General features: G+C 56.5%; 14 protein-coding genes. 5 read left to right on the top strand and 9 right to left on the bottom strand.

Going from position 1 to position 12,682, the window contains the following annotated elements; all coding sequences use genetic code 11:
• Positions 1 to 35: 35 nt before the first annotated feature.
• Positions 36 to 1,565, top strand: coding sequence for a methyl-accepting chemotaxis protein (locus MRBLMS1_RS01595; protein ID WP_485877370.1), 1,530 nt, complete (start codon positions 36 to 38; stop codon positions 1,563 to 1,565).
• Between the two features lie 261 nt (positions 1,566 to 1,826).
• Here the strand turns inward: MRBLMS1_RS01595 and MRBLMS1_RS01590 are convergent, their stop codons facing one another.
• Together MRBLMS1_RS01590 and MRBLMS1_RS01585 are read right to left on the bottom strand one after the other, a co-directional pair.
• Complete coding sequence (locus MRBLMS1_RS01590) at positions 1,827 to 2,072, bottom strand: hypothetical protein (protein ID WP_485877368.1); 246 nt, start codon at positions 2,070 to 2,072, stop codon at positions 1,827 to 1,829.
• 116 nt (positions 2,073 to 2,188) lie between these two features.
• On the bottom strand, positions 2,189 to 2,845 hold the full coding sequence (locus MRBLMS1_RS01585; protein ID WP_485877367.1) for a hypothetical protein: 657 nt from the start codon (positions 2,843 to 2,845) through the stop codon (positions 2,189 to 2,191).
• A gap of 258 nt (positions 2,846 to 3,103) precedes the next feature.
• On the opposite strand from MRBLMS1_RS01585, the gene MRBLMS1_RS01580 reads away from it, so the two are divergent.
• Positions 3,104 to 4,588 carry a glyoxalase superfamily protein gene (locus tag MRBLMS1_RS01580; protein ID WP_485877365.1) on the top strand — a complete coding sequence of 495 codons (1,485 nt, stop codon included), beginning with the start codon at positions 3,104 to 3,106 and terminating at the stop codon, positions 4,586 to 4,588.
• A 355-nt stretch (positions 4,589 to 4,943) separates the two neighbouring features.
• On the opposite strand, the gene MRBLMS1_RS01575 is transcribed toward MRBLMS1_RS01580, so the two are convergent.
• The 7 genes from MRBLMS1_RS01575 to MRBLMS1_RS01545 all read right to left on the bottom strand — a co-directional run bounded on the left by MRBLMS1_RS01575 (position 4,944) and on the right by MRBLMS1_RS01545 (position 8,786).
• A complete protein-coding gene (locus MRBLMS1_RS01575; protein ID WP_485877363.1) occupies positions 4,944 to 5,501 on the bottom strand; it encodes a hypothetical protein in 558 nt (185 codons plus the stop codon).
• Between the two features lie 116 nt (positions 5,502 to 5,617).
• A complete protein-coding gene (locus tag MRBLMS1_RS01570) occupies positions 5,618 to 5,749 on the bottom strand; it encodes a hypothetical protein (protein ID WP_257626325.1) in 132 nt (43 codons plus the stop codon).
• 21 nt (positions 5,750 to 5,770) lie between these two features.
• Positions 5,771 to 6,211, bottom strand: coding sequence for a tetratricopeptide repeat protein (locus tag MRBLMS1_RS01565; protein ID WP_072453934.1), 441 nt, complete (start codon positions 6,209 to 6,211; stop codon positions 5,771 to 5,773).
• A 221-nt stretch (positions 6,212 to 6,432) separates the two neighbouring features.
• Entirely contained in the window at positions 6,433 to 6,990 is a 558-nt protein-coding gene (locus MRBLMS1_RS01560; RefSeq protein WP_139248313.1) for a PD-(D/E)XK nuclease family protein, read from the bottom strand.
• Positions 6,987 to 7,439 (bottom strand): hypothetical protein, encoded by a 453-nt coding sequence (locus MRBLMS1_RS01555; RefSeq protein ID WP_485877360.1) that lies wholly within the window; start codon positions 7,437 to 7,439, stop codon positions 6,987 to 6,989. The genes MRBLMS1_RS01560 and MRBLMS1_RS01555 overlap by 4 nt, the downstream gene beginning before the upstream one ends.
• 9 nt (positions 7,440 to 7,448) lie before the next feature.
• Positions 7,449 to 7,730: a hypothetical protein gene (locus tag MRBLMS1_RS01550; protein WP_092715352.1), complete on the bottom strand. Its 282-nt coding sequence runs from the start codon at positions 7,728 to 7,730 to the stop codon at positions 7,449 to 7,451.
• Between the two features lie 3 nt (positions 7,731 to 7,733).
• Positions 7,734 to 8,786, bottom strand: coding sequence for a PRTRC system protein D (locus MRBLMS1_RS01545; protein ID WP_485877359.1), 1,053 nt, complete (start codon positions 8,784 to 8,786; stop codon positions 7,734 to 7,736).
• 1,204 nt (positions 8,787 to 9,990) lie between these two features.
• On the opposite strand from MRBLMS1_RS01545, the gene MRBLMS1_RS01540 reads away from it, so the two are divergent.
• Genes MRBLMS1_RS01540 through MRBLMS1_RS01530 form a run of 3 tightly spaced genes read left to right on the top strand, consistent with a single transcriptional unit; the run spans position 9,991 to position 12,103 of the window.
• Complete coding sequence (locus MRBLMS1_RS01540; protein WP_485877357.1) at positions 9,991 to 11,070, top strand: integrase domain-containing protein; 1,080 nt, start codon at positions 9,991 to 9,993, stop codon at positions 11,068 to 11,070.
• Positions 11,067 to 11,774: a restriction endonuclease gene (locus MRBLMS1_RS01535; RefSeq protein ID WP_485877356.1), complete on the top strand. Its 708-nt coding sequence runs from the start codon at positions 11,067 to 11,069 to the stop codon at positions 11,772 to 11,774. The genes MRBLMS1_RS01540 and MRBLMS1_RS01535 overlap by 4 nt, the downstream gene beginning before the upstream one ends.
• A complete protein-coding gene (locus tag MRBLMS1_RS01530) occupies positions 11,765 to 12,103 on the top strand; it encodes a hypothetical protein (protein WP_485877355.1) in 339 nt (112 codons plus the stop codon). Before MRBLMS1_RS01535 ends, MRBLMS1_RS01530 begins: the two co-directional genes overlap by 10 nt.
• Positions 12,104 to 12,682: the final 579 nt, after the last annotated feature.

Below are 12,682 nucleotides of genomic sequence, written 5' to 3'. Positions count from 1 at the left end.
GATTGCGCGCGTTTGCGCACAACAAGGAACGCCCCATGAAAGTCTCTCAACGCCTGCTGTTGCTCGTTGGCGCCGCTCTGCTGGCCATGGCCATGCTCGGTGGCTCCAGTTTGCGTACGCTGCACAATGCCATGCTGCATGACCGTGAAGCGCAGATTATCAATATGCTCAAGATGGGTGAACACCTGGTCGCGCATTTCCATGCGCAAGAACTGGCAGGCCGCCTGACGCGGGAGCAGGCGCAGGCAGCGGCAAAAGAAGCGCTGACCCAGCTCAATAACGACGGCAAGAGCTACTACTGGGCAAGGTTGCCCAATGGCTTGAACCTGGTGCATCCGAATCCCAAGAATATCGGCGTGATCGCCGAGGGCGAAACGATGGATGGCCGCCCGGATTCGCAGGCCTATGTCGAGGCGCTCGCCCGGGACGAGGTGGGCTTGGTGTCCGTGAAAAGCAAGCGTGAGGGCCAGCTGATGGCTAAGCTCAACGGTATCATCGCCTTCAAGCCCTGGGGGTGGTGGATCGGCACGGGTTTTTTTAACGACGATATCGACAACGCATTCTGGCAAGCGGCGCTGCAGTCGCTATGGTTCTTCCTGGGCGCACTGGCGGTGATGTCGGCGCTGGGCTGGCAGGTGATCCGCAGCGTGCTTGGCGCTCTTGGCGGCGAACCGGCCTATGCGGGAGAGGTCACGCGGCGCATCGCAGGTCGCGACCTGTCCACGCCGGTGGGGCTGCGGGATGGCGACAGCAGCAGCTTGTTGCACAGCATCGCGCGCATGCAGCAGGATCTCGCCGGAACGGTGCACCAGCTTCACGGCAATGCGTCGGCGATCGCCACGGCGTCGCAGGAAATCGCTAGGGGCAACCTGGACCTGTCGGCGCGCACGGAAGCGCAGGCGAGTTCACTGGAGCAGACGGCCGCGTCGATGGAGGAATTGACGGGCACCGTCAGTCAGAATGCTGGCAATGCGCAGCTGGCCAGCACACTGGCGGAAGAAGCCTGCAAACTGGCCCGGCAGGGCGGCACGGTGGTCGCGCGCATGGTCGATACCATGGATGCCATTCGCCTGTCGTCGTCGAAGATTGCGGAGATCACTGGCGTCATCGATGCCATCGCCTTCCAGACGAATATCCTGGCCCTGAATGCCGCCGTCGAAGCGGCGCGCGCAGGCGAACAGGGGCGCGGCTTTGCCGTGGTGGCAGGTGAGGTGCGCAGCCTGGCACAGCGGTCGGCCAGCGCAGCCAGGGAAATCAAGGATCTGATCGGCGCCTCGGGCACCCAGGTGCGGTATGGAGGCGAACTGGCCGGAGACGCAGGCGATGCGATGCGCCATGTGGTCGAGAGTATCGACAGGGTGACCACACTGATGCTGGAAATCAGCACCGCCACGCAGGAACAAAGCCAGGGCATTGCGCAGGTTAACCAGGCCATCATCAGCATGGATGATGTGACACAGCAGAATGCGGCCTTGGTGGAGCAGGCGGCGGCCGCTGCGCAGGCCATGCGGGACCAGGCACAGCAACTACAGGAGCTGGTTGGCATGTTCAAGCTATCACGATAATCTTTTGTGTCGTCACGGTGTTGCCGAGCGCTCACGCAGTGCCTGGTGTCGATTCGCTTCAAATTCAGGCTGCGGCTAGCGCCTACCAAAACTGTTCTGGAAGACGATGCTCCTCATAGGAGGAGTTGTCAGCGTGGCAGCGAGCGTCGCTATGGTTTCCTTGGATCCTTGGCAGTCTTGGAGCATGACCATACTTTGCTGCCGGAGGCAGTTTTGCGCGCGAAAACCTCCGCGAAAAATAAGCGGCCACTGGCCGCTTCCTTATGCTGACTTGGGCTTCCGGACGCTGGAAAATTCCGGAATGTCGATCAAAGACGGTCCGAACACGCCCGAACGGGCATCCCGGCTGATGGCTTTGCCACCCAGCGTGACCCGGATCCGGCCCTGGGATGGCTTGACTTCACCGATGATCGGCGCACCCAAGGAAGCGACCTTGGCGCGGCGAGCGGCCGCTGCCAATTTGTAGGCATTGTTCTGGGGCAGAGGCGTTTTCTTCAAGGCGGTCATGGTTCAATCTCCGGTAGAAGGAGTGATTGATACAGGTAGTTTAGCAGAATCGCCCAACTTCGACTGTCGGCGCTCAAGTCGAAGCGCATATCTCGGCCCCGGCCGTGTACATTCCATCATTCTTGGTCCACAGCAATAACCTCCTGGACCGTCCGGCAAGCACGCAGGGGTTTGGAGGGTGCCATGTTCAGTTCGGCAGGTTCGAGTGGCGCGTCAAACCCGAATTTCGGCCATACAGCAAATCCAACGAAACCGTCCGGGTCGTCTGGATCGATCGGTCCGTTTCCGGCTGCGAAAAGCGAAATGTGGTCAAAGCCCCGCCGGTAAGCCGAGATAGCCATCAGACCGAATGCGACCGTGGCCATGCGTTCAGGCGCGTCGGCGGCGAGTACGAGCTGGCGAATATAGAGCGCATCGACGCGCAGGGATGTGCCCTCATCATCCCTGTAGGCGATGACACTGGTGTTCTCGTTCTCGGCCATGAAGATGTTGTTCGACACGACTTCCAAGCCGGCAGGCGCCTCGCCGTGCTCCCTTAGTTCGAGCGCCCACACGATGGAGCCATCCGGGATCATGAACAGCCTGCCGGTCTCAGATTCGTCGAGGTCCAACGTGGCGCCGTCGAGTTGATCGATCGTGATTCCCTCGAGGCGGGAGACGCCGTCGCGTTGATACAGCTCGCCCTGAAAATAGTCGCGGGCGATCTTCTGCCCGGTAAGAAGGGCTTCTGCAGGGATCAAGTTGTCGCGGTCGAAGGGATCATTCGGATTCATCGAGGCATTGTACTGAGATCGGCAGGCGTCCAGTCAATATGTTGGAAGCCCGATTACAGTCGGGGGGCTTCTGGCCTACACAGAACTTGGTCGGGCGATCATGTCAGGGATATAATGCTGACTGGCTACCGTCGCCTGCCGCACGCGCCCGAAAGGGTACGACGAAGACGGGGAATATCCAGAACCCTTCCATATCGTGGTTTTTACCTATGGGCGGTCCGCAAAGTGTGCACCGGAAACACCGCCCGTGGAGAAACCATGCATATTCAACAACTCAAGCAGTTGGCCGGGCGCCTGCGCGCCCTTTTAGAAGACGCCGCTATCGAGATAGGGCACGGCCAGGCGTTGGACCTCAGCGCTTCGCTTGTAGGACTGCGAAATTGGCCAGAAGTCCAGGCCTTCCCTCGGTGCGTTGGCGCGCAGGAACTTGATTTGTCAGCTACAGCTCGCCTGGCTTATCGGCTCGCCCACAAATACAAGCATGAAGTGAGTTCCGCAGAACTGCTGCAGCTTTTGCTCCCTCCTGCAGACTTGCAAAATGCACCGACACTGCAGATCTGGCCGGCCGGATCGAAAGCAGGGGTGTACCTCACGACGTCTCAGGCTGCAATCGATGCACTGGTGGGCCTGTACCAGGAGGCGACGGACGGCGGGGTGTTCTATGCCGAACGCGCCGGAACAAGACATGACTCCGCCATCAACCTCGGTGACGACGGCCTCTGGTCAAGCGGCCTTGAGCGAGTCCCGAGCGGTACGCTGATCGTCCTCGGACCAGTCGAACTAGATCAACAGTCGTGGCGCGAAGCGAGTGATCGGGTCGAGATGGCCTGCATCCGTGCGGAGAGTTCCGGCCATCGGGTAGCGATCCTGTTCGACACGCCAATGCCGGAGCTGTTAGGCGCGGACGCGACGACGATGTTGCTAGACAAGGGATACGACGATCTTCACGAATACCTGGTCGGCACAATAGCGGAGGATGGCACTCTTCAGCCAGGCCTCGTTCAACAATACAGCGCACCACTCAAGGGCGCCTCGGTGACAGACACGCAGTCTCTCCCGGGACCGGTGGCAGACCAGCTAAAGGCCGTTCTTGCGAAGAGAAATCGAGGCATCATTGCGCTAGGGTCGATCGAGGACGTCGAGAATCACGGTGCAAAAATTGGTGAGGCTGCCCTTGCATTGACGGAGCATCTGGGCTTGGCAGCGCGCATCATGCCACGACACCGCAGCACCATGAGCAAGTTCGATCAAGTACCGACGACTGTAGGTCAGCTGCCTTTCCTTGCCTCGATCGAAAGTGCATACGCGCAAGGATACAGACGGTTTCTGATCGATCCGCGCTATACCAAAACCGAAGTACTGGCCCGCTTTGTCGAGGATTCATTGTTCATCGCCTGCACTTACGCAGCAACCGTCGACGAACTTGCGATGTACTCTGCTGAAGCAAAAGGCCCCAGCCCATCACTATTGCCTTGGCTACTCGCTGCTGTTGTGGTGGCGCCCGTGCAGACTCAAGTGGGAACGGAAATTTTAACGGACCTGTATATTGGCTCGGAGGACGCTTACGTCGACAACGCGGAACACGTCTTTGATTTCGTGGCCAAGCACCGAACAATACGCATTGAAGATCAGTTCAGGGCACTGGTAGACAGGGGTGAAATTGACATCGCCGCAGCAAGCGAGGCCGGAATTGGACAGCGAACGATAAAGCGCCTCACCCGGCTGCTAGATGCGGATGAGTAGCACAAGGCAAAAGGGGGCAAGCCCTCTTTCCTTATTTCAGCAGGCACACAATGCAAAAAAGTGGGCCGTAGTACAGCAGCTTGGCGCTTTCGTTTGAAGTGAGCGCAACGTCGTAGTGGCGACATACCTGTCGCACGCAGGTGCCTGGCAAAACACCCAGGCACCTGACACGATCCATCGGTTTTTCATCATTAATGAACCATGGACATGGAAAGTCTAAGCGACTGGTGGCGATTCACCTCAATGTTATCGTCTGGAAGACTGCATAGATAGACAATGCAGCGCAACCAAGAACATGTGATTCACATAGACCTGGAGCGGGCGGGTGTGCGAGGCCCGCACTGCTGGCACCTTGTCAGGTACCGAAGATCTCTTGGATTCGAGCGCTTATTTGTTGGCGGATATTGTTGCTGGACATTACTGGATCACCTGGATCGATGCAAAATTCGGCAGTAACGTCACTGCCAGAACCATTTTTAGAAAATGTCAGCTCGAGCCACATTGCGCCTGATTTTCCAGGTGTACCTGACGAGACAGTTTGAGCTAAATGGTAAAAGGCGCCGCTTTGCTTTTCATGCTTGTATCCCTGATCAACCAAGTAAGTTCGATCAACAGTTTTTCGGTAAAACGTGATCTGTTCAGGCGACTTAAATCCGAAACGGGTCATTGCGCGTCCATAAAGCGTATCAACATCGACGCTACTTTTATGAATCGGCAGTACCGTGCATCCTGATTCTTTGGAGTAAGTGGTGGCTGAAATTCTATTGGGATATAAATTGCCTTGGCGTACGTGGGAAGGCGCAGCTATATTGGTGTCGATCTTTAACAAGCCATTGAGTGATGGATCAAATTCGGCGCAAGCCACGATATTTAGTGCGATGATTTCAATCCATGCGATATTCATGAATTTCACAATATCTCCGTATTCAGAGCGGTAATATTTCCTACTCCAAAGTCACCGATATTTTCGGCTCTATGGTCTAGGTGTATGTCGCCCGATCTGCTGCAGGCCGTGCCCTCGCCGATTTACTATTTCAAAAACTTTTCGTCGAACGCCTTTTGCCTTTGTTTTTCCACGTGCTTGTCGTAGCGGTCCATTGCCAACAATCCTGCAATACCCGCTAGTAAGATGACGATGACGATCATCAGAACTTTACGCATGTTGCACCTCGACACAATCCACTATGTTTGCGAGCTGACCAGTCCGGCATCCCGAAGTTTTTGCAAAAAAATGTACCCATCCTCTTCTTCTGTAAAGATCTCTTCACCGTCGAGCATGTACGCCTTGAGCAATTCCGCGATACCAGCTTCTTCATTGCTCAAGGCCAATTCCGTCTGCGCAAGGCGATAATGCACAAACGGGTTCTCTTGGCCGTCAGGACCATTTAGCGCATCGAATAATGCCTCGCGCGCCGCAGAAAAATCAGCAAGGTGGTGGAGCGCATCGCCAATGGAGGCTTTCAGCCAGGTATACGCTTCCCACTTAGCCTGTGGTGCAGGGAGCAGATCAAGGGCCTGCGTCCATCTCTCCGCTGCTTGGCTGAATTCGCCTTGATCGGCCAGGTCATTGCCCATTTCTGATAGCAAGTCGATCTGCTTGCTTACATTGGAAGGTAAGTCCATTCAGTTTCCCTTTTGCTGCTGTTCAAGCGCCCGGTTCCGGTCATCGAGTTCATGATACGAGACCTCTTGGAGAAAGCCAGGCTGCCGCATCTTCTTTGTGCGCCATATCAGTAAATCGCAGTTCATAGCATTTATTATCGCTCGCAAGAAACTCTGACTGTCCAGTGAAAGCATCATCACGTGGGACATTCACAGAGGGTATTCTCTGAGCACCATATGGCCTATACCGTACTTTCAGGATACTTTTTGCATTCCTTCAAGAATTCACATCGGCGACACTGCGATATTGATTCCGCGTGATCGGCCGAAATCGTTTGGCTCAATAAAGCTATTCTGCGGTGATAAAATGCCGTGATTTGTTTGTGATTAAGCAAGAAAACCTTGATGGCTCTACGCCCAGGTATCTCAGGGTGCTCAACAACGACAAATCCATACTCGTTCACCTTGGCGCCGCTTGCCAATTCCAGAACCATCTTTTGGACCGAAAGTTCGATCACGTCCGACATGAACACGCGCTCCACACGTCGGATTTTGTATTCCATCAACGTAAGTCTTCCTTTGTTGCGATAGACCCGATCAACACGCGCGAGAAGTTTGATGGGGTGGTCGATGGAGAAAGTTTGCTCTGCGTAAGCCAGGCTGGCGTAACGCAATTCGTTCGGGAACCAGCTGGGGCGCGTTCGACACGTGGCATGCCTTCGCACGCCACGTACAACACAGAGCAACAGAAGCACCCAACTCACATGCCAGAGTATCGATAGATAAGTCGAAGTGTTCATTTTTTTTCATGAATGCGTGTGACAAGGCGAAGGCGCGCTTGGCGCCTTTGTGGCACTTGTCGATGTCGCGGCCAGCACCGTTGTTGGCGTAGTCTCAAAAAAACCGTTCGAACGGATTTCCCCATTTGAACGCGCATGTTGCGCACCGCCGATAGGCTTCTTGGCAATACCTTGTTCAACCAACTGTAGAGTTTGGTCGGGCGTCTAGGTAAACTGTTGGCCTCGATAGCGGAGCGCTCTCTCAGGCCAATTGGCGCAAACGGCGCGGCATTCAAATCCAATGTTTCGATGAAGAACCTCACGTGTTGAAGCTCTCCATAGGCCCGTGCCTGTTCGCGTTCGGGCGAGCAGCGTGGGCCAAACCTGTCGGCCAAAACGATCTTGCGTTCGCAGAACCCCATTTCGGCCAGTTGGCTAGCACTGATACGCGGTAGCTCTTCGTTTTCCATGGATTACTCCTATTCGCTTCTTGATGGGCCAAAAAGCTCCATCGATGCCAAGGCGGCGACGGTGTCTTGATTCGGCGTGTTTGGTTCAGAATTTGGTTTGCTGAGGCACGGTGCTTCCATGGTCGACGTGGTCTGCCCGGATTGCTGTACTACCAGCCCGGCATAGGCCAGCGTGCGCAGACGATTCACGCGGCGCGGTCCCTTAGGAAACCTGATGAGATCGTCATACAGGGGAGGGTTGTCCGCGCGCTCCAGCTCTACACTCAAACGGATAGTGATGGGTGTGCCCATGATTTAAGTCGCCGTGTCTAGCGGCTCTGTGCCATCTGTCCGTGCCGATGTAGCGTCTACCTGCTTGGCCAGTTCTGTTCCAGCAAACTGAAAACCTTTGACGTTGGCAAAGATCGGATCCTTGAGTTCCTGCAGCTCGTGATGCGGGAATGCGGTTTTCAGTGCTTTTCGATAGAAGAAGGCGCCACCGCCGACCAGAATAATATTTTTAATGTCAGCAGCGTCGCCCACGTAGTGCAGCATCTCGGCGACAGCCTGCTCCGGGATTTTCTGCGCGAGCGGCAGGTGTTGGGCGATGTCGTACTCTTTTTGAAAGATGACCGGTTTCTTTCCCGTCCGCAGCGCCAAATCGATCGCGTCGTATTCCCGGTAATGAGAGCCGGTGGCTCGGCTGATTCCTTCGATGATCGAGTGGAGCACGTCAAACATGCCACGCGGTACCGAGTGGCTGCGCTTGTCAATTTGTTGCATACCTTGCGTCACGAGCCAATCAAACGTCCGCCGACCTGGATCGATGATCAGATTGCGCTCCTTGCGCATCTGTGCAAGGCGCCCATGGGTCAGCCCGCAGTACATCAAGGCTCCGGATGGCTGCGCAATTGCTTTGACGCGCGCGATCGTGATCTTTCTGCCTTCCGCCAAGGTGTGTTCCCCGGTCACGCGGCGTTCCAACGCCGCCACCTGCTTCTTGAGCTTATAGGTGGCCACGGGTAGGCCAAGTACCAGGAGATCGATCCGGTCCAGGCGCATGTAATGCAGCGCACCCAGTAGCAAAGCCAGATATTCGGGCGTTGCACTGTAGCTGTCGTGCTGCAGCACATTGGCATTGAAGATGTCGGAAGCCAGGTGAGCGTCTGGCCCGACCTCATAGTTCAAATCGTCGACCGGGACGCAGACGGTACGGCGTTTTGTTCCCCAGGTTTCCTGCTCATAGATCGTTTCACATGGGTGGGCCTGCGAGGGAAACATCGCGCAGCGCATCTCACCGGCGCTGACCGTTGCAATGAATTTGGTATTTCCTCGGCCAATGTCCACGGCCCGCACGATGGGTTCCACTTCGTTCTCCTGATTGCTGCAAGTGATCAACAGTAATAGTGGGGCGGTACGTACTCCATGGGAAAATCCCTGCTTTTTTGCCAGAATTTGTAATGAGTGCGAATCCAGACGCGCTGGGGAACGACTGGAGTCGCGCTGCGGCGCGGCTATACTGGTGCATGTCGGCGTGAAATCGCATCGGATCTGCGCTGGAACTGCGCCACATCGCAGACGTATTTTGGTCGCTCATCTGTGTATCTGGCTCAGTCCGTCCCGATGTTCAATACCATTTACAATCAGAGGAATGGCCACGCGGCGTTCTTCATAGGGAGAAATCCTCGCCATAGGCACTTACCAAATAAATTCGACCTCAATCACAAATTTTCAGCGCCGAAAATCGGCTTGACATTCGAAAAAACTGATCATATTCTGTGACGACTGTCTGGACCCACTTCCAGGAACATCGCGTTCCGAATGTGGCGCTGGCAAGCGTGGTATGCCGTTGCAGTCGTTACCTGTCTATCGAAGCGAAGTTGATCGGCCGCGCCCTGCGGTCGAGTTGAGTGGTATGTCAGTGAAGAAGTAGGTCGGGCTGCCCCTGCTGGGGGTAACTGCTCGCGCGTGATTTCTCGTCAAGAGACGCTTGTCAAATCGGAGAGGGCCTTGCGGCGCTCCGTCGCTAATTTACGATCTTAGTAGTGTCGATGTATCGCCTGCGGCCGCGAACCGCAGGAGAGTGATTTATCACCTATTCAATCTTCCTGCTGTACGAAGAGCCTATCGCGGTGCCTTGTTGTGACGTTGCCGAAGAAGCTTCGATCAACCTGGTTAGTGCGCAATCACGAAGCGGCCTGGTGGTAGGGCTGGTGGGATGACCGTGAGGGAAGAGGGGCAAGGTCCTGGTTCAATTGAGAGTGGCCGGGGCACCTAAATGTCTTTGTGGCGCCAGCGCCGCACTGCTCGCGCAAGACGCGGGGACTAACACAGAAGGAGAAATTCGCTGGTTATTCGCATGAGCATTTTTAAGACACCGCGCCTTCGGGCAAATAGAAAATCCGCCATCGACGCTGAGATAGGGACAGCGCGTTGGAATGTCTAGAGTACATCTCCCTCGTCGGCGCAGCAGGCCAGGCGCCGATGCCACTAAATGGCCACACCGGGGCATGCGCGCCAGACAGTGCAGCATGCCAAGTCGACAATCCTTGAGTATCAGGAGGGAGAAGTCATGACCCACAACACACAATGGAGGGGGCAGCTCGATGCGTTGCTGGACGCATTCAATGAGCGGCATGCCAGCATCGGTAAAGGAATTTCGCATAGCACCAGGGAGGCGCGCAGCCAGGGCTTGTACCGTATTTTCGCTTTGCTGCGCAAATTGGGTTTTAAACCCATACCGGAGAACCTGGCGGAACGGCACGTGCGCGCGTTGATGGCGTACTGGACGGCGCAGCCGTTACCGGCAGATGTGCTACTTGATATGCCGATGACCATACCGCGCCGTGCATACCCCTGCAGCGCGGCCTACATTCAGCAGCAAATGAGCTTTATCCGCGTCTTCGCCAGCTGGATTGGCAAGCCGGGCCTGGTGCGCAGTGCCGAGAGCTATGTGAACGATCCGGCTCTGGTACGCCGCTCCTACGGGGCGCTAATCGACAAGGGGTGGGAGAGCCATGGTCTTGCCGTCAATGAGGTCATTGCCGCCGTCGATGCGGTTGACAGCCACGTGGGAGGGCAGCTGGCGATGATGATCGCGTTTGGCCTGCGCCGCAAGGAAGCCGTCATGTTTTGCCCGCGCGCCGCCGAAGTACCGGCGTATGCCTTGCCGGCCCAACATCCTCGATCCGATCACTATATTAGCTTTTTGCGCATCAAGCGCGGGACGAAGGGCGGCCGGCTGCGCTACGCGGCAGTGCGTACAGCCCAGCAACGGCAAGCGCTGGCGCGTGCACGCTGTCTCGCCCGGCAGGATTGGGGGCATATTGGGCATCCTGGGCTGTCCTTGAAACAGTCGCTGGACCTGTTTTCGAATGTGGTGCGTTCAGTAGGGCTGACCAAGAATGACCTGGGCGTCACGCCACACGGCTTACGGCATCAGTTTGCCGGTGATCTGTACTTTGATATCACGCAGATGCAGCCGCCTGTACGTGGCGGCGAGCTGTTAATCGATCGTGAGGTCATGGCGGATGCTTATCGGCAGGTGGCCGAACAGCTGGGCCACCATCGCCCGCAGATCAGCAATGCATATCTGGGATCGCCGGCGGGCCGGCGCAGTGATGAAGTCGATTTAATGGGAGCGGCATCATGAAACGGGGACATTGGCAGCGTTGGTCGTCAGGGAATCCGCGTGCGCGGTGGGTCAAGCGCGCCGTGGCCAGTGACAATGGAAGAGCGCGAATCGAAGAGGGAAAAGCTGGGGGCTCGGGCGCGCCGCGTCCGCCGCGCGAACGCTATGAAGCGGTTCTGGCCAGTTCGCGCGGCCTGAGCGGCATGCTGGTTCGCTGTGCATCGCAGGTGCTCAATGCTGTGCGGCTGCGCCGGCTCACTGAACATCGCCGGCGTATCGCGCAATCGCGCGCGGTGTTGCGGGCTGTGCGGCAGTTCACGGGGGAGGGATATGCGGCGCGGTGTCTGGCCTATCTGCGCAGCGTGGATCCGCTGGTGTTCGAAGAGGTCGTTCTCTCGGCCCTGGAAGACGCTGGACTATTTGTATTGCGCAACCAGCGGTACTCCGGGGACGGCGGGATTGACGGCAAGGTGTGGCTGCCTGGGCAGGGCTGGTATGCGGTACAGTCAAAGCGCTACAGCGGCCATGTGAATCACCACCATGTCGCGGCCTTTGGCGAGGCCATTTGCCATCACGGTTTTGGGGCGGGACTATTTCTGCATACCGGACGCAGTGGCGCAGCCGTGTATCCCCATTTGACCAAAAGCAAAGTGGTGCTGGTCAGCGGCGCTAGTCTCGTGAAACTGGTGCTGGGAAGGCGCGCGGAGGACGTCGTATGGAACTGAATGCGGAGGACCAGCAGTTGTTGCGAGCATGCCGGACAGCCGGATCCACCTACACGGTGATTGAGAAAAGCGGATGCAAGGGGATCGAAGTAGCTGATGCCCGCGTCGCGGCGCAAGCTTATTATGGTGCGCCGGTAGAAGGGCGGCCGTTCGTCATATGCAATTTTAGTCACACATCATGCGTGATTGCTGACACGCGGCGCGTCTCGCGATGTGGCCGCCTGGAAAAGCATGTGATTGTGGCTTGTGACGATGGGGGAAAATTCATGCGCTGTTTTAATCAATTGGTGCATGAGCGCCTTAGACTGCTGCAGACAAGCCAGATTTGAGAGTGAACGATGTGCCCGTCAAAGCAGTAGGTGGTTAGAGGCAGATAATTTCTTCGGAGCATGGATTTATTTCAGCAGGTGAGTGGACCGTTCCTCACTTCTTCGCAGCAGTCACGGGTTGACAGGCATCCGGTTGCCGACGGATGACTGCAGCCGACGACTGTGTACGGATCGCTATCGGTGAGTAGCTTGGGAACGCATCGAGCAACCTTAAACGATCGATTTTCGGTGAACTTTCGCCCCGGTGCGGCTTGAATTCGTCAAGAAGTACTGCAAAAATGAGAGTGCTTTCTGTGAGAATCGCTCTCACGTTGCTCCTGCTCCATCCATCGCGGATGTCTGGCAGGATCTTGCCACTCACGTGGTGAGCGTTGCGGTCGTCACCCGTCATTCACCTGTCGAGTAAGACTTCGACACGTTGCTTCGGCAACCGATCTTCGCCTGGCCACTTGTCAGGCTGATGTGCGCAAGCAGAGGATTGTTTGCGTCATGGAAGTACAGTTCACTCGCTACTTTCATCGATTGGGCCCCCTGTTCTGAGGAATGGAGGGCCCTCTTTCGCTTGACTATCGGTATTGG

It is taken from the genome of Massilia sp. LMS1-1-1.1 (assembly GCF_040815535.1).
In the GTDB taxonomy this organism is placed as follows: Bacteria; Pseudomonadota; Gammaproteobacteria; order Burkholderiales; family Burkholderiaceae_D; genus Janthinobacterium; species Janthinobacterium aestuarii.
This window is presented reverse-complemented; position numbering and strand designations above follow the sequence as displayed.